We start from the raw sequence: 19,348 nt of genomic DNA on the forward strand, positions 1-19,348 counted from the left end.
TCGAGATCGCTGAGGTCGCCGGCCGCGGGATCATCAACTACTTCACGTACCCGGCCTCAGATTTCCTGGCCGAGCTTGTCGGCCGCGCGGGTGTTTGCGCCGGACTCCTATCAGCTGCTCCTGGCTGGCCCTGGCGAGAACCCGGCCGGCAACGCCTCATTGATCCTCTCGGCCGCAGCTGACGGGTCGTGGAACCAGCTCGACGCCTACGCCGACAAGGTCGGGATCCACACCACCGGTGACGGCCTGGTGCTCAACGGCTCGAGGGGTCTGCGGGCCGTCGATTTCGGCTTCGTCAACCCGACCACGGACGCCTCGGGGCAGGTCTCGGTCGCACACGACCTGGGCCGTGCTCCGGTGGCGGTGCTCACCGGCCCGGTGACCACCACGGCGAACTGGCGGATGCTGAACATGCGGGGCAGCAACACCGCGACGACCCTGTGGTTCGAGGCCCGCAACGTGACCACCAACGCGGTCGCCGACGCCGGCCAGACGGTCGGGTTCTTCTGGGTGGCGCTGGCCTAGCGGCGCTGCTTGAGCACGACGTATTGGACCCGCATGGTGCCGACCGCGTTGTTGTCGGCGCCGGTCCATTGACAGATCAGCACCGACCCGCCAGGGACCTGGATGGGTGAGCCCTGGTCGGCCACGTCGAAGTTCCCCGCCCTCGAGCCGTCGAGCACGCCGGCCGGAGCGATGCTGTCGAGGTAGAGCCTCGCGGCGGTCTGGTTGCTCGAGGTGCAGTGCACCACGATCCGCTCGACCAGCCACAGCTCGTCTTGCGGGACTTGGGGCAGTCGACCTGGGCGAGACCGCCGGCGGCCGGTTGGGAGCGGACCGCGGCGCGGCGGTAGTCCTCGATCAGCCACGCCGAGGCCGGCGCGAGCTGGGCGGGCAGGTGCGTGCGGGGCACGGGGGTTATCCGCCGGGCAGCAGCTTGGTCGCGAACGGGCGCCGCCGGCCGCGGCCCTCGTAGGCGTCCCACAGCGCGACCGCCCCGATGATGATGCCGCCGTACCCGATCCACAGCGCCACCTGCCGGTCGGGGATGAACGGCTTGCGGGCCCTGCTCACTGCGAGCCGCCTCGGCGCTTGGGCATGGTGATCCCGGTGACCGCGCCGATGCAGGCCGCGACCACGTACCCGAACACATCGGGCACCGCCACGCCGGCGAGCGCGAGGACCACCACCGCGATCAGCGCGAGCGCGGTCAGGGCGGCGAGCACCAGGAGGTCGAGCTGAGACTTCATCGTCGTCCTGCTTTCTGTTGTTGGGCGGGCACCTCGAGGGCCCGGAGCCGGGCCTCGTGGTCCCGGTAGCGCTCCACGGCGTGCTCGACGGTCTCGCGGAGCTTGTCAACGGCTTCGGGCAGCTGCGCGATCCGCGCGAGCGCACGCCACAGCGCGGTCACCGCCAGCCCCACGAGCACGGTCACCGCTACCCAGAAGACGTCCATGGCGGTCACCCAGCCACCCCGGGCAGCGCGGCAGGCCAGTCATCGGCGGTGAGCAGCCTCACGGAGTCCCAGGCGTTGTAGACCGGGCCATCGGCTCGCCAGTAGCCGGACTGGTGGTGGTTGAGCAGCACCAACGAGCCGGTGTTGAGCGGGATCCCGAACCCGTTGCCTTGGCCGCTGGGCTGGATCGCGGGCCGGAACCCGTTGATGTGGGCCAGGAAGTCTTCGGCGGCGCCGCCCACGTTGTGCGTGCGAGCGGCGCCGTTGATGCCCTCGAATCGCCACTCGACCTGGTCGTTGATTCGGCGCACGTAGATGTGCATGTCAACGGTCCAGCCGTTGACCAGGAGCGCGTCGAGCTGACGCCGGCCGGTGTCGCCGGCGATGCAGCGCCAGCCGGTGGTCCCGATCCCCTCGAGCTTGGCCCAGCGGACCGCGCCGTTGGTGCCAGCCTCGTCGGTGTAGTAGAAGCCGACCGGGGCGGCGACCACACCTTGAGGGCTTCCGGCGCCGCGTAGCTCGTAGGGGCTTCCGCCGCCACCGCCGCCGACGACGCCGCTCGAGCTCACTGTGCACCCCGCAGGAACACCGCGCCGTCCACGGAGCCGGTCAGCTCGGCGTAGAGCCCGATCGAGAGGTTGACGCCGGCGGGGCCGAACCAGTCGCGCACGGACTCCCCGGGCGCCAGCGTGATAGGGACGATCACCTCGCCGGTGGCGTCGAACCCGTCGCGCAGCAGCAGGGTGCTCACGCCGGCGTTGGTGTTGCGGAGCGCGAACCCGACCAGGCTGGTCGGGCTGGTGGCCAGTCGGGTGACGCCGGCGCCGACAGGGACCGGCCGGGAGCCGCGCAGGGCGACGCCGTTGACCGACTCGATGACCTGGGTGCGGAGGGTCTCGAGCCACTCGGTGAACATGATCTGGGCGTCGAGTTCGGACTGTTCGCTCATCTGCTGGTGCCTTTCGTTGTGGCGCCGGCAGCGAGGCCGGCGGCCCTGAGTTCGGGGGCGGCGACCATGGCGGCTTGGGTGCCGGCCTCGGCGGCCTGGTCGGTCAGCGGCTTGGTGATCCGTGCCAGCCCGACCGCGATCAGCGCGACGCCGGTGAACAAGACCCCCCCGAGCACGATCGCGTTGCTCATCGGGGACACCACCCCACCGAGAATGAAGCTCGACATCGAGACAGTTGTGTCAGCGGCGTTCTGAGCGCCTTTCGGTCCCGACCCCGACCCACTCTTGCCGCCCTTCGCGCCACCAGCCCCGCTGCCGGTGCTGGTGCCGGTGCTGCTGCCGGGACCGGGGGCGCCGCCGCCGGCCCCGGACTTCACCCCACCGCCGCCAGCTGGGGCCGTGGCCTGAAAGCTGACGTGCACGTGGTCCATGTGGTTCGAGGTCGGGTCACCTCGGTCCTCCATCAGCCGCCACCCCTCGCTCGAGCGGGCGACCGACCAGATGTGCTGGCGCCAGATCACGTAGGTCACCCCGAGCCGGCCGGCGTTGGCCTTGGCGTAGTTCGCGATCGGCGTCCCGGATCCGGTCATGAAGTCCAGCGCCAGGCCCTTGGGGTGGTCCGAGCCGGCGGTGGGCCTCGAGCCGAGCCCGTAGATGGTGCCCACCCCGAACTTGTGGCCGATCTCGCGGCCCGCGGCCGCCACCCACGGCTTGGTCCCGCCCAGCTGCCAGCTCATTGGACCGCCCGCCAGGCGCCGAGCACGATCAGGGTGCCGCCGAGCGCGACCAGCGAGGCCAACACGACGCCTTGGAGGACCGCGCCGCGGATCTCGTCACCAGCTGCACCCAGCAAGTCATCGAAGTAGCCGGGCAGCCCGTCGTCGCCGGGCAGCGGGGACCAGTCCCAGCCGGCGGTCTGGGTATCACCCCGGGTCGGGTGCGGTGCCCTGATGCCGCCAGAGCCGCCACCAGAGCCTGTTGCGGCGCCCGTGGCGCCGCCGGCGGCAGGAACGTCGGGCCAGGGGCCGGACGAGCCGCCAGCGGCCTTCCTGGCCGCGGCGAGGTGGGCCCGGTAGGCGCCGGACTTGTAGACCGACCAGGGCCCGAAGTCGCGCCCGTTGCTCGAGATCGTCGCCATCGACCTGGCGTTGAAGCTCGGCTGCTTGAGCCGGGTGGCGTCGCGGACGTTCCCGGTGCCGCGGTCGTCCTTCATCGACCGGATCTGCCACAGCCCGATCGAGGGCCCCCAGGTGGCGTCTTGCAGGTTCACATCACCGACCGCGGCACTGTTCCCGCCGGACTCAGCGAACGCGACCGCGGTGGCCGTGATCGCGGCGTCACGGCCCAGCCCGGCGCCGCGCGCCAGGCCGTAGACCTGGGCGTATGACAGCTTGGCCATCGGCTACTTCTTCTTCGGGATCTCCAGCACGGTGCCGGCGTAGAGGTAGCGGCCGGCCTGGGAAGACTTGCGACCGTGCGCACGGGCCGCGGCCTCGATCACCTTCCGGTTGTGGTGGTACAGCCGGACCGGGGAGATCTTGAACTTCTTCGCGATCACGCTGAGCTTGTCGCCCTTGCCGACTCGGTAGGTGTTGCCCTTGGTGCCCGATCCGCCGCGGGGGCCGGGCTTGTTGCCGCGGTGCTTCTTCCCGCCGTTGCCGCCGCCGGGCTTGGGTGGGCGGGGCCGGTCGCCCAGCTCGTCGGTGAGCTGCTCGATCGCACCCTGGAGGTCGTTGTAGACGTCGGTGTCGGTGGTGTCGAGGATCGCGGTCGAGCCCTCGCCGTCGGCCTCCTCGGTGTCGTCGGCGGGGTTGCGGTTGGCGGCGATCAGGCCGGCGACCACGGCCACAGCTGCGCCGGCGATCGCGGCGGTGCGCTTGCGGATCCGGAGCTTCCCGACCCCGATGGTGCCCGCGAGCGCGCCCGAGCCGCCCGAGCTGCTCGAGCTCGAGCTGGCGGGGTCGGCGGGGAAGACCTTCTCCGGGCCGGCGCTCATGCGATCCGCCGGCGGAGTCGGTCAGCGAAGATCTTGCGGACCGGGTCACCCATCGGGTCGGCGGTCGCGGCGTCGGCCAGGTCGGCGGTGCCGTCAGGCAGCACCGAGGGCGTGGTGACCCGGGCAGCGACCCCGCGGAACTCCTGGGGGGACTCGGCATAGCCGAAGAACTGCAGGCCCGGGTCGGTGTCGCCGCCGACCATCGCCGGCACCAAGAACCCCTGCACTCGGGTGATGACGTCACGGAACACGTCCACGCCCGGCCGGTTGGGGTCAACGGTGAAGTCGGCCACCGGTCGGGTGATCTGGTTGCGGAACCCCATCTCAGCGGCCCTGCAGGGTCTTGATGATGTTGCTCGCGCCGGCCGCGCCGCCGCGCGCGGCCTTGCCGAACTGCGTGCCGTGCGCGACCACCAGGTAGAGCGCGATCAGCCCGCCGCCGTACTTCAGTGCCGTCTTCATCCCGGCCTCCCTCTTGCTTGGTTGTTGTCGATTACCAGGACCCGCCGCCGCCGGCGCCGCCGCCCTCACCGCCGGCGAACCCACCCGAGCCACCGGATCCGCCCTTGCCCTTCTGCCCGCCCGTGCCGCCGAGCCCGGAGAGCAGGTCGGGGGTGCCGCGGCCGGCCAGGTCGGGGATGGCCGGGACGCTGGGGTCCATCAGCCACTCGATGCCGCCGGCGACCGAGCTGAGCATCGCGCCGAACCGGTTGGCTGAGGCGTTGGTGCGCAGCACCGCCTCGAGCGCGACCAGCACCAGCACCCCGGCGAACACGCCGCGCCAGCTCACGCGACCAGCCCGAGCCGGCCGAGCGCGTCGCCGCCGAGGACCTGGACCAGCACCCAGACCCCCAGCGCCATCACGAACAGACCACCCATCGGGTCCTCCCTATGCGTTCACGGCTGCCTTGGTGGAGGTCAGCCCGTTGTCGGTGTTGCTCTTCTTGGCCCCGCCGGCCCTGCCGCCGGGGTTGGTCTTCTTCTTGGTGCCGAGGTCGGCGGGCTGGTTGAGGAACTTCGCGCGTAGCCACCCCGACACCCCGACCCCGCCGAACCTCAGGTAGTTGAGCGCGAGGACGTAGAGCACCAGGCCGGCCGCGAACCCGCCGAGGTCGCCGGCCCGCAGCTTCTTCGGCGGGGTCAAGGTGAGCCCGGACAGGTCCGGGACCCCCAGCTGCGGAGCCGGCGACCCGGTGGGGACGGGTGCCGGTCCGGCAGCTGGGGGAGCACTGCCGGACCGGGCCTTGCGGGCGGGGGGTGGCGGCGTCTTCCCCACGCCGGCCGCTTCGGCTGCCTGGGCCTTGGAGAACCCGAGCCCGCGGAGGCTCTCGACCACCTGCTCATCACTGAGCCCCTTGCCGCGCAGCTTCTTGGTCAGCGCAGCGAGCTCGGTCGGATCAGCGGCCATCGCCTCTCACCCCCCGACCGACTCAGGCGGGTACCGCGGTGGAGTAGGCCATCAGGCCCACCCCGAGCGCGGCCACGACCCCGAACCAGAACAACGGCTCGGAGGTCGAGGTGAACCCGCTCAGCCGCGGCGTCGCGACCGGCGCCACCGTGGTGGTCGCGGTCGCGTCAGCCGTGGCTCGAGCAGGGCCGGCCAGCGAGCCGCCGTACTTCTCCTCGACGGGCTTGAGCCAGGTGTTCACGGCTCAGCTCCCCGCGCCCGCGGTGAAGATCGACTCCACCGTGGTCTCGACCGCGGCGTTGGACAACACCACCGCCGGCAGCACGTTGATCACCTGCCGCCACTCCGAGGCGGTGCCCAGATCGACGGCGTCGCGGAAGGCGTTCTCCGAGGCGAACTCGTGGCAATGGAACCCCCACACCGCGCCGATGTCTGAGCAGTACATCCGCTCGTTGATGTAGCGCAGCACCTGCGCGTCGGGGTACTCATCGGGGGTCTCGTTGCCGCCGAACCGCCAGGCCATCTTCCCGAAGTTGTCTTCGTTGACGACCACCGGGACCGCCGGCGCACCGTTCCACAGCTGGGAGAACGCGCGCAGCACGGTCTTGCCCGCGCCCTGGCCGATGAGCCGCAGCTCGTTCTCGCCGTTGGCGAGGTTGGTGTAGCGGGTCTGGATCAGGGAGTGGAACACCGACAGGTCGGGGACCACGATCTGCCCGTCCGGGCCGAGCGGGATCGAGTAGCGCAGCGCCACGACCTGCACGGTGCCGGTCAGGGTCGCGGTCGCGGTGCCGGACAGGGTGAACACGTCGGTGGGCGGCGCCCAGTCGATGTTGACCGTCAGGTCCGTCGAGGAGCTGGCCGCGAAGATCGCGCCGGACAGGTCGATCTGGTCCTCGGCCACCGGCACGAACCACGACAGGTCGATGTCGTAGGTGCCGTCCGGGACGTTGGTCGCCCTCGAGCCCACACCCCACGACTCACACGCCTGCGACAGCGTGCCCTGGGTGACCGTGGCGCCGTTGTAGTTCTGCGAGACACCGCGGTCGGTCAGATCACCCTTGCCCATCGCCTCGCGGGCCTTCAGCTTCAGACCCGAGCAGTTGATGATGTTGGACTGGCCGTTGGCGGTGAACTTCAGCTGCTTGATCAGGTCGTAGGGCCACCGCGCCTGGGTGTTGACCTGACCGGTGCCCTTCACCGTCACCAGGGAGCCATCGAACCGGATGAACAGGCCGGCCAGAATGTCGGTCTTCTTCAGCTCGAACGTGTCGGTCTGGCCCAGGCCGGCGTAGGCCTTGGACGACTCGAGCTGGGTACGCCGCCGCGTGCGCAGGAAGAACTCCCGCGGGTTCACGCTCGACTCGGGGACCGCGATCCCCTGCATGTAGCGGGCCGGAGCCTCATTTGTCATGGGTGTGCTCTCTCTCAGGGGAAGGGTCAGCCGTTGCGGCGGACCAGGTAGTCACGGAAAGACGACAGCCCGCCGCCGGCCCGGTCGGCCGCGACGTTGAGGACCGTCAACGCGATCACGCCGCTGATCCCGGTCGCCGCCCAAAACGCCAGCCCCCGGCCCGGACGCCGCGCCATCAGCCGGCCCGCTTGCCGTACTTGTCGTAAGCCACCACGACCGCCAACGCGATCGCAGCGGTGTAGAGAATCCCGCGCGTGGACATGTGCATCTCCCTCTTTCGGTCATGGGTAGGGCCAGAGCCCGCCACTGCGGACCCTGGCCGTTACCCCACGCACACACCCGCCTATTGCTCGACGTGTCGCACACCAGTGACCGATCTGACCGCGGCGTCGCTCGCCTCCTCGTAGGCGATGAACCGATCCGCGTCGGCCAGGTCGCGGCGCCACATCCGCCAGGTCCGGTACACCTCGCCCTTGAGCCCCACCGGGACTACCGACCAGCACGGCCAACACATCAGCTGCCCCGGCCGGGCCGGCCGACCACAACCAGTCGGGCAGGGCCGGCTCCCGCGCGGCGCGGTCACGACCGCCCCTTGGGGTGCAGCTCGAGGGTGGTGACCAGGCCGTGGTGGTCGCTCTCGGTGTGTCGGACGTAGTGGTCGAAGAACCGGGCGCGGCCCTTCCACCACACGTGGTCGGGCGACCAGTCCCTGTGGGTGCCGATCCGGTGGTGCAGCTGGTCGCACGACCAGTTGTGTGCTCGCAGCCAGCCGGTGGTGGGCGTGTTCGGTAGCGCGTTGAAGTCGCCCACCAGGACCCGCACAGCCACCTTGCGTTTGGCCAGGTGGGCGCCGGCGCGCTCGACCATGCCGGCCGAGACCTCCTGGCGCTTGTTGTCGTCCTTCTGGCCGGCGTAGCAGTGCAGGTTGCCGAACGCGACCCGGGTGTGGGTGCGGCGGTGCAGGAAGATCCCGCCCACCAGCCACTTGGGCTTGCCGTGGTCGGGGCCGGTGCCCTTCCCGATCGGCCCGCCGTCGTAGAGCAGCCGCGCGAAGGGCCGCACCAGCTCCATCGTGTGCCGGTCCCAGATCACCGGGGTCGCGGCCTGCCCGCCCTCGTGGTGAGGTCGCCACACCCCGAACCGCGGGCCTGCCTGCGGGTCGTGGGCGAGCCGGTCGAGCTTGCCGGCCTGGTCGGAGGCCTCCTGCAATCCGAGCAGGTCGCACCTCGTCGCCATCAGCGCCAGGTCTTGGAAGCTGCCCTTGCCGATGTTCCACGTCCCGGCGTTGATCGTGGGGGCGTGCTCGAGCGGCATCATCGGCCCTCGAAGAGGGTCTCGGGTACGGCGACGACCTCGCCCTGGCGGGCCTCGAGCAACGCGCGACCCAGCTCGCGCAGCGTCTCATCCCGGGCACGCCGGTAGCCGGCCAGATAGCCGTAGACGATCGCCGCGACCAGCATCACGGCCCGGGCCATCACACACTCTCCCTGGGTCGGATGCTCCATCGCTTGGCCTTGCCACCGGTCATCGACTGGTCGAAGCGGTCGAAGGATTCAGCGCCGGTGGCCCCCCTCATCCACTGGAGCGCCTTTGCGCCGGCCTCGCAGAACTCGACCTGGCAATGAACGAGGTTCCACGCCATCCGAAAGATGTCGTGCCAGCCCGTGATGGTGATGACCCACACCGGGTCACCGGCAGCGTTGCGCGTGTGCTTGTAGGCCGCGCTCATCGGGTGGCCCTCGCGGCGAGCTGGATCAGCCGCCAGGTCTTGGGGCCCGGGATCCCGTCCGGGTCGCCGGCCAACTTCGGGTCGTTGCGCTGGAACTTGGCGACCTGCTGCTGGGTCCACCGGGTGAAGGTGTCCGACGACTTGTGGGTGGACTTCGGGGCCAGCTCGAGCAGCCACATCTCGAGCAGCTTGACGTGGCCGTGGGTGCACTGGTGCCCGATGGTGAAGTGCTTGCGGCCGGGGAACTTGACCAGCTCGGGCCGGCCCGGGTGGTTCTGCCGGTTGATCGCGGCCGCGACCGACTTGCGGGCCAGGATCATGTCGATGTCGTCGGGGTCGAACTTCCGGCCGTGCGCGTACTCCTTGTGCCCGCACAAGCTGTCGGCCGGATCCGACCCGAGACGCCGCAGGATCGCGGCGGTCCCGACCTCGAGGCTGGCCAGCATGTCCAGCGGGGTCTTCTCCCCGGTGGTGTTGTCGGTCTCGACGCCGATCGCGCGGGTGTTGCCCATGTCGCGGCCGATCCGGCCGAACCCGTCACCCAGGCCGGCGTGGTTCGCTCGGCCGGCGGCGAGCACGTGCCAGGTGCCCACCGGATGCAGGCCCCGACACCCCATGCACACCCACAGCTGCGCCAGCGGGGCCGGGATCCCGTCACCGGGCCGGCCGATGCTCGCGATGAATGCCGCCATCGCCGGCGACGGCCCGATCGCGGACGCGTCGTGGTGCCACATCACCCCGGTCGGCATGAACGGGCCCGCCGAGCGGGGACGGCCGCGGGTCTTCCATCCCGGGTGCTCGACCACCGAGCAACCGGCCGCGCGCAGCTCGTCGGCCAGCCAGGTCAACCACACGTAGTCCGGGGCGCCGGCCAGCCGGGCCAGGTCCGGGGTCGGGATGTGTGGCGGGGAATCCATGTACGACCCCGCCTCCTCGGGGTCGGCCAGGCGCAGCTCGTCGGGCAGGTCCAGCACCTCGGGCCCGGCATCGGTTGTCGGGTCATAGACCGCGGTCTCACTCATGGGGGAATCTCCTTGGTTGGTGTTACTGGGGGTGACCCGGGCCGGACGGCTCGGGAAACAGGGGGGGTGTCACACCCGGAGGGTCGAGCCCGTCGCGGTAGCCGGCGCACTGGCCGCAGACCACGCCCTCGTCGTCGGCCTGGCCGCGGGCACACCACGGACAGGCCGCACAGCCGCCCGGGGTCTGGTGGTCACACGGCGCCACCGCGGCCGCGGCCTGGCGCTCCTGGTGCCGCTCGAGCGCGGTCATCGGCGGCGGCTCGAGCGCCAGGTCATCAATCCGTGCCTTCAGCACGCGCCCGATCGACCCAGCGCCACGCCAGTCCCGCGCGGTCAACCGCTCCACCAGCTGGTCGGCCGGCCAGCCGGCATTGCGCAGCTCAGCCAGGCCCCGGACTGCACGCACGCGCCACCCCGGCGCGACTCGAGCCGAAACGTTGCTTCGATCTCGGGCGTCCATCGCGCGCGCCAGCAGCTCGTAGGTCTCGAGCCCGATCGGATCATCCCCCCGCCCCCCGGGGTGCTCCTCGCGTACATACGCGTACGCGCCCGCGCTGGGGGTCTCTGCTAGGGGAGGAACAGTGTCCGAGCGCAACACAGGTACTTGGTGACCGGTGTTAATGCCCAACAGCGGTACGGAATTACCGGTGTTAACCCCCAACTCCGGTACGGAGTTACCGGTGTTAATGCCCAACTCCGGTACGGAATTACCGGTGTTAATGCCCAACAGCGGTACGGAGTTACCGGTGCTAGGCGCATAGACATCGGGGTTGTGGCGGGAGTGCCCCTTGAGTCGCACCAGGAGCTCCGCGCGGCAGAGGGCCTTGAGCCGGCGCCGGACGGCCTGCTCGCGGAGCTTGCCGGGGTGCAACTCTGCGAGCTGGATCACCGTCATCGGCCGCGACCGCTCAGCATCGGTCGCTGAGCCCGCCTGCCAGCTCCAGCAGTGAAGGCCCCACACCATCGCGGTGGACCAAGCACCTTCATCCGGCGCCTCACGCCGGACCGTCGAGCACCAGGTCCACCAGTCCGGGCGACTCACGATCGGCACCTCGAGCAGATGCCGTCCGGGCTCTGGGTCCGGTGCCGGCCACAGTGGGTGCACTTGGGGGCGATGCGATCAGCGCTCTCTTGGGCGAGGTAGGCCCGGTGCGCACGCTCGTTCGCGCGGATGTGTGCCTGCATCTCAGCGAGCCACCAAGCTCGCCGGCGGCGGGCCGTCACCGCAGGTGAACAGCTGAGGCGAGCAGCACGACCAGGGCGTAGATCCCGCCGAGCGCTAGCAGGACTCGAGCGCGGCGGGTGGTGGGCTCGTCGTTCACGATGCCCCCAGCTTGGTTAGGAGTGCCTCGACGTCCGCGCGACGGAACCGGTAGCGCCGGCCCGGCGTGCGGAAGCACGGGATCACTCCTGCGTCGGCCCACCGCTTGACCGTGGACGTGCCGACCTTGAACAGATCCGCTACCTGGCGGCTGGTGAGGATGTCGTCGTCTTGACCCATGGCCAAAGACTCAAGCATGCATCTCGGAGGCGAGTGACTCACTCGCTCGGCGTGTCGCTCTAAGATTTCGTTGCAAACGTTGCAAGCCGAGTGAGAGCATCGGGGCATGACAGTTGAAGCAACGGGTTGGGTCCCTGAAAACACTTTTGGGTCGCGGTTGCTGGTGGTGCGCCGGCAGCTGGGACTGACCGTGCAAGAGGCAGCCGAGCGCTGCGGGCTGCACTATGCGTCGTGGTCGGGCTGGGAGAACGGCCGCCGGCCCTCAGACCTCGCGATGGTGGTCAAGAGGGTCTCGGACCACCTGCTGGTGGATCGCGATTGGTTGATGTGGGGCGAGGCTCAACCCGGCCCGCGGCCCACTCGGCCGAGCGTTGATGAGTTGCGCGCCCGTAGGGATTCGAACCCCAAACCTTCTGATCCGTAGTCAGATGCTCTATCCGTTGAGCTACGGGCGCTTGTCGTGACGACTGCACGAGGATACCGGACCGCTACAGGCTTGCCGAATCCGCAGTTGGGCGACCCGCCTACCCTCGACACCGGGGTTCGACTGAGCAGTCAGCCAGCCGCAAACCCCGGCGCGATCTAGTCTCGTCTGCGACCATGGTTTAGCACTTCTGGGGAAGCACCGAAGGGAGGGCCGAATCGGTGCCGCTGTTCAGCGCGAGCGATCGAGAGCTCTTCGAGACCGAGAGTGCTGCGCTGTTCGAGGACGTCGTCAAACAGGGCAGCATCTCTGCTGCCGACCCTCGGATCGCGGAAGAAGGCGACGCACGGGGTGCCTTCGAGCTCCTCCAGCGGATGGGTCTCCTGCTGCTCGACCCCGAGGCGATGGAGTACACCCCGGTCGACCCGAGCTCGGTGCAGTCGCAGATCGTCGCCCCGTTGAGCACCGAGGGGTCCGAGCTGCTCTCCGAGTCGTCGCGGTGGGCTTCCGCCTTCACCTCGTTGGCCCAGAGCTGGCGCCGGTCGCCGCAGGGCGGTCGCGATCTGATCACCGAACTCCAAGGTGAGGCGATCGAGACCTTCTTGGCCTCGATCGTGGCCGACGCCCAGTTCGAGCTGCTCACCGCGCAACCGCAGACCGACCGGGATGCCCCGTCACTGGCCGCGGCCGCGGTTCGCGATGTCGCAGCGCTGGATCGCGGGATTCGCATGCGCACGCTCTACCAGCACTCGGCGCGGCGCAGTGCGATCACCCACAAGTACGTCGCCCAGGTCACCCAACGTGGCGCCGAGGTGCGCACGCTTGACGAGTTCTTCAATCGCCTGATCGTCGTCGACCAACGCATCGCGGTGATTCCCAGCAGCGCCGGGCTGGACGCCGCGCTCGCGATTTCCGAGCCGTCGATCGTGGCCTACCTGGTCGATATGTTCAAACGCACGTGGGAACGCGCCCGACCGTTCACCAACCGAGAAACCACAATGCTTCGCCATGTCGCCGCAGAGCAGCGTGCGATGACGATCAGGATGCTGATCGAGGGACACGCAGACCCGGCGAGCGCCAAGCGTCTCGGGGTCAGCCCGCGGACCTACGCCGGCTACGTGGCCGACCTCAAGCAGGAGTATCAGGTGATGACCCGCTTCCAGCTCGGCTACGCCATGGGCCTCAAGGGCGTCTCCGGTCAGGAGTCGGAGTAGCACCCGGCGACCGAATCCGAGTAGCGGCAGCGCGACATGCCACGAGGGCAGCGATCTAGTCGCTGCCCTCGTGTGGTGAGACGGGCCGGGGGGTGGCTCATGACCGGACCGTGTGGGGTTGGCCGGTCGACGTCTCAACCTCATTCGATACTACTCCCGGTCGGTCCGTCAACGGGAGACCGAGGCACCGCCGCCGCGCCCCCAACTGGTGTCCGCGCTTGCGTGTGCGGGGGACGCGATCGTGACGAAGCCGACGCTGATCAGGACGGTAGCGATAGCAGCCGATGCACGACGGATGTTGAACATGTGACTCTCCAAACCCTTGGTACAGGGCCGCCGGTGGCCCCGTGTTGTCTCCATTGTCCAGGCACCAGCGCAGTCGACTAACCAATCGATGCCTCAAATTCCTGCAATGCAGACATTGGCAATCCCCCAGAATCGTCGCGAATTGCTCTATAATTCGTCGGCCCCGCTTCAGCGATTCGCTGACACGGGGCCGACGTGAGCGCGGAGGCGGCGGGATTTGAACCCGCGAGAGGGGTTTGCCCTCAACCCGCTTAGCAGGCGGGCGCCATAGACCGGACTAGGCGACGCCTCCCGATGCGCGTGCACAGGCTACAAGGCCGCTGCCCGTTGTGCCGAATCAGAAGCTGCCACCGAGCGACAGGGGCTGGCCGCGCCTTCGCCGAGCCGCGGGCAGCTACAACGGCCGCAGGCCGTGGCCTTCTTGCAGATGCCGGCGCAGATCGGTGACGAAGTCGTCCGGCGCTACGGCCAGCGCGCGCAGAGGCAGGGTCGTCGTCCCGCCGTCAGCCAGCCGCAACTGGACACACGGGTCGCCAGCTACTTCGGCACTGACCACGTCCTCGACCCTCGGCCACGCTGCAGCGGTGACCCCGGCGCCCCGCACGAGCCGCACCCGATAGCCCTCCGCGTCGAGCCGTACGACGACCGCGCGACGCAACCACCCGGCGCACGTGAACACGGCGATCAAACCCGCCAGCCCGACCGCCGCGGTCACTGCCGGGGACCACGCGGCCAACACTCCGACCAGCGTGGTCACGAACACCAGCACGGCCAGGGCAACCAGCGCGAGGCCCACTAGCCGGGCCAGCACGGGCGGAGCAAGGTGATACTCAGATGCCACGGACCGAATTCAACCGAACCCGCTCGTCAAGCGCCAACCGGTCTTGAATCCCCGCGTGAACCGGGTCACACTCGTAGTCTCCATCCCTCCCGGGAGGCGCCATGCGAAACACCACGGCGGCCTTGCAAAGCCTTCACCAAGCGCTTGACACCCCGCCACGCCAAGGACCGCCTTCGGGCACCTGGCGTTGGACGGTGCGTCAACAGATGGCCGGGGTCCGAGACATCCTCATCGCCGAGAGTGCCCAACACGAGGAGGAGTGGCTGGCTGCTCGAGGTGGTAGTGCGCTGCGCGAGCGCAACGCACTGCTGGGTCGGCTGAGTGCTCTCGGCCCCCAGGTGCTGGAGGGTGAAGAGGTCGAGGAGATCCGCACCGACCTCCGTCGGCTACTCGCCGACATCTCCCACCACATCCAGCGGCTCAACGACATGGCCTACGACGACGTGGCGATGGAGATCGGCGGCTCCGAGTAGGGCGCCTCCAACGTCGGAACGTCGGACGTCGCAGTAGGCCCTGGCAGAGTGGCACTGGCAGAGGGGGCGGTGGCAGAGGGGGCGGGATTCGAACCCGCGGCTGACATCTCTGCCAGCGACCGCTTTCAAGGCGGTTCCGATCGGCCACTCCGGCACCCCTCCGTGCGCCGCCGCAGCGGGCACACCGAGAAGTCTATGAGATCGTCGGCGAGCCGCAGGAGGTCAGCCGAGGGTCAGCACGACCAGCACATCGCCCTCCTGGACGACGTCACCGGGGGCGATCCGGATGTCCTGCACCGTGCCGGCCGCCTCCGCGATGACCGGGATCTCCATCTTCATCGACTCCAGCAACACCACGGTGTCGCCGATCGACACATCGCCACCGACCTCGACCGAGATGGCGAGCACGTTGGCCACCATCTCCGCCACGACCTCGGTCACCTGCACGCGCGCCACAGGAGACGACGCTATCCCCTACCGGCGGGTATGCCGCAGGCGGTAGCCCCGCGAGGGTCACAACAAAGCGGCGGTGCGCACTGGCTCGGGGCGTACGGCGGTGGCCTCCTCCGCCCGACGGGCGCCCCTGCCGCGGGAGCCGGTGAGCGCCAGGTCCAGTCGGATCACCACGAAGCCGATGGCCAGCCCGACTAGGAGGGTGTAGACCTCGATGAGCGCCAGCTCCACCAGCGGGAGAGCCGGGTCCATCACCAGCGTGGCGACCGGGGCAGTCGCAGTGACACCGAAGGCGCAGGCCCACCAGCCCTGGCGACGCCGTGCCCGCTGATGACAGCCCCAGGTCAGCGCCGGGATGCCGAGCAGCGCCTGCAGTGGCCTGGGCGAGGCACCGAGGTGGTCGCGCATCCAGTGCACGGCGTCGAAGGCCGAGTGCACCAGGCCGGGGGTGCCATAGCGGCGCAACAGCTCGGCGTACGCCATCGCCACCGCCAACGTCAGGCCACCGCCCACCACGATCACGAGTCCACGCGTGCCGAGCCCGTGCAGACCCGCGCCGAGGCGATAGACGAGCGCGAACACCAACCCCAACGAAACCGCCAGCGTCGCGTAGTCGAACCGCTCCAGCGTGAGCCGCGGCTCGAACCCGACCGAGGCGACCGCGCCCACCCCGGCCACCAGCAGCGCGACGACCACCTCCCGGGCAGCACTCAAGAACCGAGGCGCGGGCACGGTGACCATCACTCCGAGCGCTGCGCCGGCCGCCGAGGTCATCACCGCCGTGCCCGAGCGCAGCACCCCGTTGTCCAGGACCACCGCGACCAGCCCTACCGCGAGGGCGAGCGGCACGAAGACCAGCACCTGGCCACCGGTGCGGGCGGCGAGGATCCAGACGTACGTCGTGCCGATCGCGACCGCGCCGGCACCGTCCAACCAGGAGGGCCCGATCTCCACGCCCGACAGACCCAGGGCGACCAGGCCGGCGAGGATCACCGCGACGTGCAGCCACAAGATCAGCCTGGTCCCCGGCTGGACAGAGAGGCGCGTCGTCAGCCGCGGCCGCGACGCCGGCCTGCTGGCGCGACGGCGGCGATCGGTGGACCCACGCTCGGACACGGGAGGGAAGGTTACCCTGATCCGTGGAGGGGCGCCGTTGCGAGCGGCGCCGGAGGGGTGCGATGGCAAGGCGTCGGCGCGAAGGCAGACTGGGCGTCTTTCGAGCGTTCGGCAACGCAGCCAGGGCGCCGCTCCGGAGTCGCGCAGTAGGCGGCCTTCCACGGATCCAGAGTTACATCCGGCGGTTCGCCAGGGACGGATTGGTCTGTCGGGACGCCACCAGAACGGCGCGATCGAGCTCGACACTGCCACTGTCGGGACCGTCGCCGAGCTCGACCAGCACCTCACCCCAGGGGTCGACGGCCAGGGAGTGGCCGGTGTAGCGCGGTGCCGGCTGCCCGACCGCGACGACGAACACGGTGTTCTCGATCGCCCGGGCTCGCACCAGCGTGCGCCAGTGGTCGAGCTTGCGATCGCCCGCAACCCAGGCGGCGGGTGCCACCAAGACCTCCGCTCCGGCCTCGACCAGCGCCCGGGCCATCTCCGGGAAGCGCAGGTCGTAGCAGGTCATCAGGCCGATCCGGAAGCCGGCGAGGTCGAACACGGTCGTCCCCAAAGGGCCCGAGCTGAGCCGATCCGACTCCTTGAAACCAAACGAGTCGTAGAGGTGGATCTTGCGGTACGACGCCGCCGCGGCGCCGCGGACCGCAAGCGTGTTGAACGGGCGGGCCGGGTCCTCTCCGACCTCGAACATGCCCGCCACCACGGTCGTGCCCCGCGCCTGGGCGACCCGCTCGAGCTCGGTGACGAAGGGCCCGTCCAGCTCCTCGGCGAACCCGGAGACATCGGATCCGGGCGCCCCGAAGTCGCGGGCGAAGACCTCGGGAAAGACGACCAGGTCGTGGCCGGTCGGGGTGTGCTCGGCCAACGCGGCTCGGTTGTCCGCAGGGTCCAGCGAGGAGGCTTGCTGGATCAGGGCCACAGACAGTCGCCCGGTCAGTCGCCCGGTCAGTCGCTCGGTCACCCTCTCAGCCTGCCACGTCGCGGACCTCCCGGCGACGGATGTCATCGACGCCGGTCGCCGGGCCGCCGCGTGGGAGGATCCGGACATGTCCCAGCCCACCGGCGCGGCGTCCGTCAGTCTCGCTGCGGTCGTGCTGACGGGAGGCACGGCGGTCCGGCTCGGCGGCACGGACAAGGCCAGTCTGGAGTACGCCGGTCAGCCGATGCTGGAGCGGGTTCTCGACGCCTTGGTCGATTGCTCCGAGGTCGTCGTCGCAGGCCCGCCGACTCCGGTGACCCGCGCGGTCACCTTCGCCCGCGAGGATCCACCCCTGGGCGGACCGGTCGCCGGTCTGCTCGCGGGTCGCCGGGCATTGCGTGACCCCGTCGAGCTGGTGGCCGTCGTTGCGGTCGACATGCCCAGGCTGACCCCGGAGACCATCCGACGGTTGCGAGCGGCGTCGGCTGGACGCGACGGCGCCGTCCTCGTCGGCGCCGACGGCCGGCGACATCTGGCCGCCGTGCTCCGCCTGGACCGGCTCGACGCCGCGACCGCCGACGACGACGGGCAGGGGTTGGCCTGGCGGCGGCTGCTGGGTGAGCTCGACCTGGCCGAGGTGGCGGCCGTCGATGACGAGGGCCACGACGTGGACACCTGGTCCGACCTCGTCTGACCACCCCGAGAGATCAACCCGACAGATCACGCCGACAGACTTGCGAGCAGCGCACTCATCCAACAATCTGGTGCTTGTGAACTTGCACGATTGGATCGACGAGCTGTGCGACATGCTCGACCTGGACACCGAGGTCGACGAAGGGCTGATCCTGGATCTGGCGAAGTCCACCGCCCACCAGGTCGAGCGACCCGCGGCGCCGATCAGCGCCTATCTGCTCGGCTTCGCCGCGGGGAGCAGCGGCAGCAACCCGGAGGCCATCGAGGAGATGGCGGGCCGGATTCAGTCACTGGCCGACGGCTGGGACCGCCCCTCCGGTGCGCCCGACCCCGACGACGTGGACGACGAGGTGCCCGACGACAGCGGGATCGACCACACCGGCGAGAGCTTCGAGGCCTGACCTCATGCGCGCTGTTGTTGCGTCCCGGCCGGGTGGCCCCGAGGTGCTCGACGTGGTCGAGCTGCCCGATCCCGAGCCCGGCCCCGGCGACGTCGTCCTCGATGTCGCAGCGGCTGGCCTCAACCGAGCCGACGTCATGCAGCGGCGGGGCTTCTACCCACCGCCGCCCGGCGTCACCGAGGTGTTGGGACTCGAGTGCAGCGGCACGGTCGCAGCGGTTGGCGAAGAGGTCGCCGGCTGGCAGGTCGGCGATCGGGCCTGCGCCCTTCTCGCCGGTGGCGGCTACGCCACCAAGGCACTGGTGCCAGCCGGGCAGCTGATGCCGCTGCCCGACGCCGTCGACCTGGTCACCGCGGCTGCGATCCCCGAGGTCACCGCCACGGTGTGGTCCAACGTGTTCCTCGCCGCCAATCTGCAACCGGGGGAGGTCTTCTTGGTGCATGGCGGCTCGGGTGGCATCGGCACCTGCGCCATCCAGCTGGCCCATGCCGTGGGAGCGCGTGTGCTCACCACCGCCGGATCGGCGGAGAACCGGGCGGCCTGTGTCGAACTGGGCGCCGAGGTCGCCGTCGACTATCGCAACGAGGACTTCGTCGACGTGGTTCATCAGGTGACCGAGGGGCACGGCGCAGACGTCATCCTCGACAACATCGGCGCCAAGTACCTCTCCCGCAACCTGGCCACGCTCGCGACCGGCGGCCGACTGGTCGTGATCGGTCTTCAAGGCGGCACCCGCGCCGAGCTCGACCTGGCCCTGCTGCTGAGCAAGCGGGCGGCGGTGATCGCCACCTCCCTGCGGGCCAGACCCGTCGAGGAGAAGGCCACTATCTGCGCCTCCGTCGTCGACCATGTCTGGCCGCTGATCGGCGACGGGGTCGTCCGCACGATCGTGCAGGCGACGTACTCCCTCGACGACGTCCGCTCCGCCCACGCAGCCTTCGACGCGGGTGGCCACCTCGGCAAGATCCTGCTCACCACCGAGTGAGGAGACCTGCGCGGATCCCCCTCAGGCACACGACACTAGGCTGAA

At 69.9% G+C, this 19,348-nt stretch carries 34 protein-coding genes and 3 tRNA genes; 7 read left to right on the forward strand and 30 right to left on the reverse strand.

Annotated features, from left to right (window positions below):
- Nucleotides 1-90: 90 nt before the first annotated feature.
- Nucleotides 91-525, forward strand: a complete 435-nt coding sequence (locus QM714_RS12600) for a hypothetical protein (RefSeq protein WP_415096364.1) — start codon at nt 91-93, stop codon at nt 523-525.
- Here QM714_RS12600 and QM714_RS12605 read toward each other — a convergent pair.
- The 23 genes from QM714_RS12605 to QM714_RS12715 form a co-directional block, all read right to left on the reverse strand.
- Nucleotides 522-752, reverse strand: a complete 231-nt coding sequence (locus QM714_RS12605) for a hypothetical protein (RefSeq protein ID WP_415101110.1) — start codon at nt 750-752, stop codon at nt 522-524. The genes QM714_RS12600 and QM714_RS12605 overlap by 4 nt on opposite strands.
- Nucleotides 753-918: 166 nt before the next feature.
- Nucleotides 919-1,074, reverse strand: coding sequence for a hypothetical protein (locus tag QM714_RS12610; protein ID WP_415096368.1), 156 nt, complete (start codon nt 1,072-1,074; stop codon nt 919-921).
- A complete protein-coding gene (locus tag QM714_RS12615) occupies nt 1,071-1,250 on the reverse strand; it encodes a hypothetical protein (protein WP_415096370.1) in 180 nt (59 codons plus the stop codon). The genes QM714_RS12610 and QM714_RS12615 overlap by 4 nt, the downstream gene beginning before the upstream one ends.
- The gene (locus QM714_RS12620) at nt 1,247-1,465 is read right to left on the reverse strand and encodes a hypothetical protein (RefSeq protein ID WP_415096372.1); all 219 of its coding nucleotides are present in this window, start codon (nt 1,463-1,465) and stop codon (nt 1,247-1,249) included. Before QM714_RS12620 ends, QM714_RS12615 begins: the two co-directional genes overlap by 4 nt.
- Nucleotides 1,462-2,025 carry a hypothetical protein gene (locus QM714_RS12625; RefSeq protein ID WP_415096374.1) on the reverse strand — a complete coding sequence of 188 codons (564 nt, stop codon included), beginning with the start codon at nt 2,023-2,025 and terminating at the stop codon, nt 1,462-1,464. The genes QM714_RS12620 and QM714_RS12625 overlap by 4 nt, the downstream gene beginning before the upstream one ends.
- Nucleotides 2,022-2,405, reverse strand: coding sequence for a hypothetical protein (locus QM714_RS12630; protein WP_415100897.1), 384 nt, complete (start codon nt 2,403-2,405; stop codon nt 2,022-2,024). Before QM714_RS12630 ends, QM714_RS12625 begins: the two co-directional genes overlap by 4 nt.
- Nucleotides 2,402-3,142: a hypothetical protein gene (locus tag QM714_RS12635; protein ID WP_415100899.1), complete on the reverse strand. Its 741-nt coding sequence runs from the start codon at nt 3,140-3,142 to the stop codon at nt 2,402-2,404. Before QM714_RS12635 ends, QM714_RS12630 begins: the two co-directional genes overlap by 4 nt.
- Nucleotides 3,139-3,804 (reverse strand): hypothetical protein, encoded by a 666-nt coding sequence (locus tag QM714_RS12640; RefSeq protein WP_415096380.1) that lies wholly within the window; start codon nt 3,802-3,804, stop codon nt 3,139-3,141. Before QM714_RS12640 ends, QM714_RS12635 begins: the two co-directional genes overlap by 4 nt.
- A gap of 3 nt (nt 3,805-3,807) precedes the next feature.
- Entirely contained in the window at nt 3,808-4,401 is a 594-nt protein-coding gene (locus QM714_RS12645; protein WP_415101112.1) for a LysM peptidoglycan-binding domain-containing protein, read from the reverse strand.
- Nucleotides 4,398-4,724 (reverse strand): hypothetical protein, encoded by a 327-nt coding sequence (locus QM714_RS12650; protein WP_415096384.1) that lies wholly within the window; start codon nt 4,722-4,724, stop codon nt 4,398-4,400. Before QM714_RS12650 ends, QM714_RS12645 begins: the two co-directional genes overlap by 4 nt.
- A gap of 1 nt (nt 4,725) precedes the next feature.
- Nucleotides 4,726-4,863 carry a hypothetical protein gene (locus tag QM714_RS12655; RefSeq protein ID WP_415096386.1) on the reverse strand — a complete coding sequence of 46 codons (138 nt, stop codon included), beginning with the start codon at nt 4,861-4,863 and terminating at the stop codon, nt 4,726-4,728.
- A gap of 31 nt (nt 4,864-4,894) precedes the next feature.
- Nucleotides 4,895-5,191, reverse strand: a complete 297-nt coding sequence (locus tag QM714_RS12660) for a hypothetical protein (protein ID WP_415096388.1) — start codon at nt 5,189-5,191, stop codon at nt 4,895-4,897.
- A gap of 99 nt (nt 5,192-5,290) precedes the next feature.
- Nucleotides 5,291-5,809, reverse strand: coding sequence for a hypothetical protein (locus QM714_RS12665; RefSeq protein WP_415096390.1), 519 nt, complete (start codon nt 5,807-5,809; stop codon nt 5,291-5,293).
- Nucleotides 5,810-5,831: 22 nt separating this feature from the next.
- A complete protein-coding gene (locus QM714_RS12670; protein WP_415096392.1) occupies nt 5,832-6,050 on the reverse strand; it encodes a hypothetical protein in 219 nt (72 codons plus the stop codon).
- 3 nt (nt 6,051-6,053) lie between these two features.
- On the reverse strand, nt 6,054-7,223 hold the full coding sequence (locus QM714_RS12675) for a hypothetical protein (protein ID WP_415101114.1): 1,170 nt from the start codon (nt 7,221-7,223) through the stop codon (nt 6,054-6,056).
- 26 nt (nt 7,224-7,249) lie between these two features.
- Nucleotides 7,250-7,399, reverse strand: coding sequence for a hypothetical protein (locus tag QM714_RS12680; protein WP_415096396.1), 150 nt, complete (start codon nt 7,397-7,399; stop codon nt 7,250-7,252).
- Nucleotides 7,400-7,566: 167 nt separating this feature from the next.
- A complete protein-coding gene (locus QM714_RS12685; protein ID WP_415101116.1) occupies nt 7,567-7,707 on the reverse strand; it encodes a hypothetical protein in 141 nt (46 codons plus the stop codon).
- 95 nt (nt 7,708-7,802) lie between these two features.
- Nucleotides 7,803-8,537, reverse strand: a complete 735-nt coding sequence (locus QM714_RS12690; RefSeq protein ID WP_415101118.1) for an endonuclease/exonuclease/phosphatase family protein — start codon at nt 8,535-8,537, stop codon at nt 7,803-7,805.
- Nucleotides 8,537-8,698, reverse strand: coding sequence for a hypothetical protein (locus tag QM714_RS12695; protein ID WP_415101120.1), 162 nt, complete (start codon nt 8,696-8,698; stop codon nt 8,537-8,539). The genes QM714_RS12690 and QM714_RS12695 overlap by 1 nt, the downstream gene beginning before the upstream one ends.
- The gene (locus QM714_RS12700) at nt 8,698-8,952 is read right to left on the reverse strand and encodes a hypothetical protein (RefSeq protein ID WP_415101122.1); all 255 of its coding nucleotides are present in this window, start codon (nt 8,950-8,952) and stop codon (nt 8,698-8,700) included. The genes QM714_RS12695 and QM714_RS12700 overlap by 1 nt, the downstream gene beginning before the upstream one ends.
- A complete protein-coding gene (locus tag QM714_RS12705; RefSeq protein WP_415101124.1) occupies nt 8,949-9,974 on the reverse strand; it encodes an N-acetylmuramoyl-L-alanine amidase in 1,026 nt (341 codons plus the stop codon). The genes QM714_RS12700 and QM714_RS12705 overlap by 4 nt, the downstream gene beginning before the upstream one ends.
- A gap of 22 nt (nt 9,975-9,996) precedes the next feature.
- Nucleotides 9,997-11,016 carry a hypothetical protein gene (locus QM714_RS12710; RefSeq protein ID WP_415101126.1) on the reverse strand — a complete coding sequence of 340 codons (1,020 nt, stop codon included), beginning with the start codon at nt 11,014-11,016 and terminating at the stop codon, nt 9,997-9,999.
- Nucleotides 11,017-11,292: 276 nt separating this feature from the next.
- Complete coding sequence (locus QM714_RS12715) at nt 11,293-11,475, reverse strand: helix-turn-helix domain-containing protein (RefSeq protein WP_415101128.1); 183 nt, start codon at nt 11,473-11,475, stop codon at nt 11,293-11,295.
- 106 nt (nt 11,476-11,581) lie between these two features.
- On the opposite strand from QM714_RS12715, the gene QM714_RS12720 reads away from it, so the two are divergent.
- A complete protein-coding gene (locus tag QM714_RS12720) occupies nt 11,582-11,899 on the forward strand; it encodes a helix-turn-helix domain-containing protein (protein ID WP_415103022.1) in 318 nt (105 codons plus the stop codon).
- Here QM714_RS12720 and QM714_RS12725 read toward each other — a convergent pair.
- Nucleotides 11,858-11,930, reverse strand: a tRNA-Arg gene (locus QM714_RS12725). The two genes, QM714_RS12720 and QM714_RS12725, sit on opposite strands and share 42 nt — an antisense overlap.
- 190 nt (nt 11,931-12,120) lie before the next feature.
- Between QM714_RS12725 and QM714_RS12730 the strand changes: the two genes are divergently transcribed.
- Complete coding sequence (locus QM714_RS12730; protein WP_415101130.1) at nt 12,121-13,113, forward strand: LuxR family transcriptional regulator; 993 nt, start codon at nt 12,121-12,123, stop codon at nt 13,111-13,113.
- Nucleotides 13,114-13,621: 508 nt separating this feature from the next.
- On the opposite strand, the gene QM714_RS12735 is transcribed toward QM714_RS12730, so the two are convergent.
- Both QM714_RS12735 and QM714_RS12740 read right to left on the reverse strand, forming a co-directional pair.
- Nucleotides 13,622-13,711 (reverse strand) — tRNA-Ser (locus tag QM714_RS12735).
- Nucleotides 13,712-13,813: 102 nt separating this feature from the next.
- A complete protein-coding gene (locus tag QM714_RS12740) occupies nt 13,814-14,260 on the reverse strand; it encodes a hypothetical protein (RefSeq protein WP_415101132.1) in 447 nt (148 codons plus the stop codon).
- A gap of 194 nt (nt 14,261-14,454) precedes the next feature.
- On the opposite strand from QM714_RS12740, the gene QM714_RS12745 reads away from it, so the two are divergent.
- Complete coding sequence (locus QM714_RS12745; protein WP_415101134.1) at nt 14,455-14,733, forward strand: hypothetical protein; 279 nt, start codon at nt 14,455-14,457, stop codon at nt 14,731-14,733.
- A 70-nt stretch (nt 14,734-14,803) separates the two neighbouring features.
- Here the strand turns inward: QM714_RS12745 and QM714_RS12750 are convergent.
- From QM714_RS12750 to QM714_RS12765, 4 genes are all read right to left on the reverse strand, one after another.
- Nucleotides 14,804-14,895, reverse strand: a tRNA-Ser gene (locus QM714_RS12750).
- Between the two features lie 60 nt (nt 14,896-14,955).
- A complete protein-coding gene (locus QM714_RS12755; RefSeq protein WP_415101136.1) occupies nt 14,956-15,189 on the reverse strand; it encodes a biotin/lipoyl-binding carrier protein in 234 nt (77 codons plus the stop codon).
- Between the two features lie 57 nt (nt 15,190-15,246).
- Nucleotides 15,247-16,302 carry a hypothetical protein gene (locus QM714_RS12760; protein WP_415101138.1) on the reverse strand — a complete coding sequence of 352 codons (1,056 nt, stop codon included), beginning with the start codon at nt 16,300-16,302 and terminating at the stop codon, nt 15,247-15,249.
- 172 nt (nt 16,303-16,474) lie between these two features.
- Nucleotides 16,475-17,266 carry a carbon-nitrogen hydrolase family protein gene (locus QM714_RS12765; protein WP_415101140.1) on the reverse strand — a complete coding sequence of 264 codons (792 nt, stop codon included), beginning with the start codon at nt 17,264-17,266 and terminating at the stop codon, nt 16,475-16,477.
- Nucleotides 17,267-17,351: 85 nt separating this feature from the next.
- Between QM714_RS12765 and QM714_RS12770 the strand changes: the two genes are divergently transcribed.
- The 3 genes from QM714_RS12770 to QM714_RS12780 all read left to right on the forward strand — a co-directional run bounded on the left by QM714_RS12770 (nt 17,352) and on the right by QM714_RS12780 (nt 19,303).
- Nucleotides 17,352-17,918, forward strand: coding sequence for a molybdenum cofactor guanylyltransferase (locus tag QM714_RS12770; protein ID WP_415101142.1), 567 nt, complete (start codon nt 17,352-17,354; stop codon nt 17,916-17,918).
- Nucleotides 17,919-17,994: 76 nt separating this feature from the next.
- Entirely contained in the window at nt 17,995-18,318 is a 324-nt protein-coding gene (locus QM714_RS12775; RefSeq protein WP_415101144.1) for a DUF6457 domain-containing protein, read from the forward strand.
- A gap of 4 nt (nt 18,319-18,322) precedes the next feature.
- The gene (locus QM714_RS12780) at nt 18,323-19,303 is read left to right on the forward strand and encodes an NAD(P)H-quinone oxidoreductase (RefSeq protein WP_415101146.1); all 981 of its coding nucleotides are present in this window, start codon (nt 18,323-18,325) and stop codon (nt 19,301-19,303) included.
- The last annotated feature ends 45 nt before the right edge of the window (nt 19,304-19,348 follow it).

This window comes from Nocardioides sp. (genome assembly GCF_047602075.1).
In the GTDB taxonomy this organism is placed as follows: domain Bacteria; phylum Actinomycetota; class Actinomycetes; order Propionibacteriales; family Nocardioidaceae; genus Nocardioides.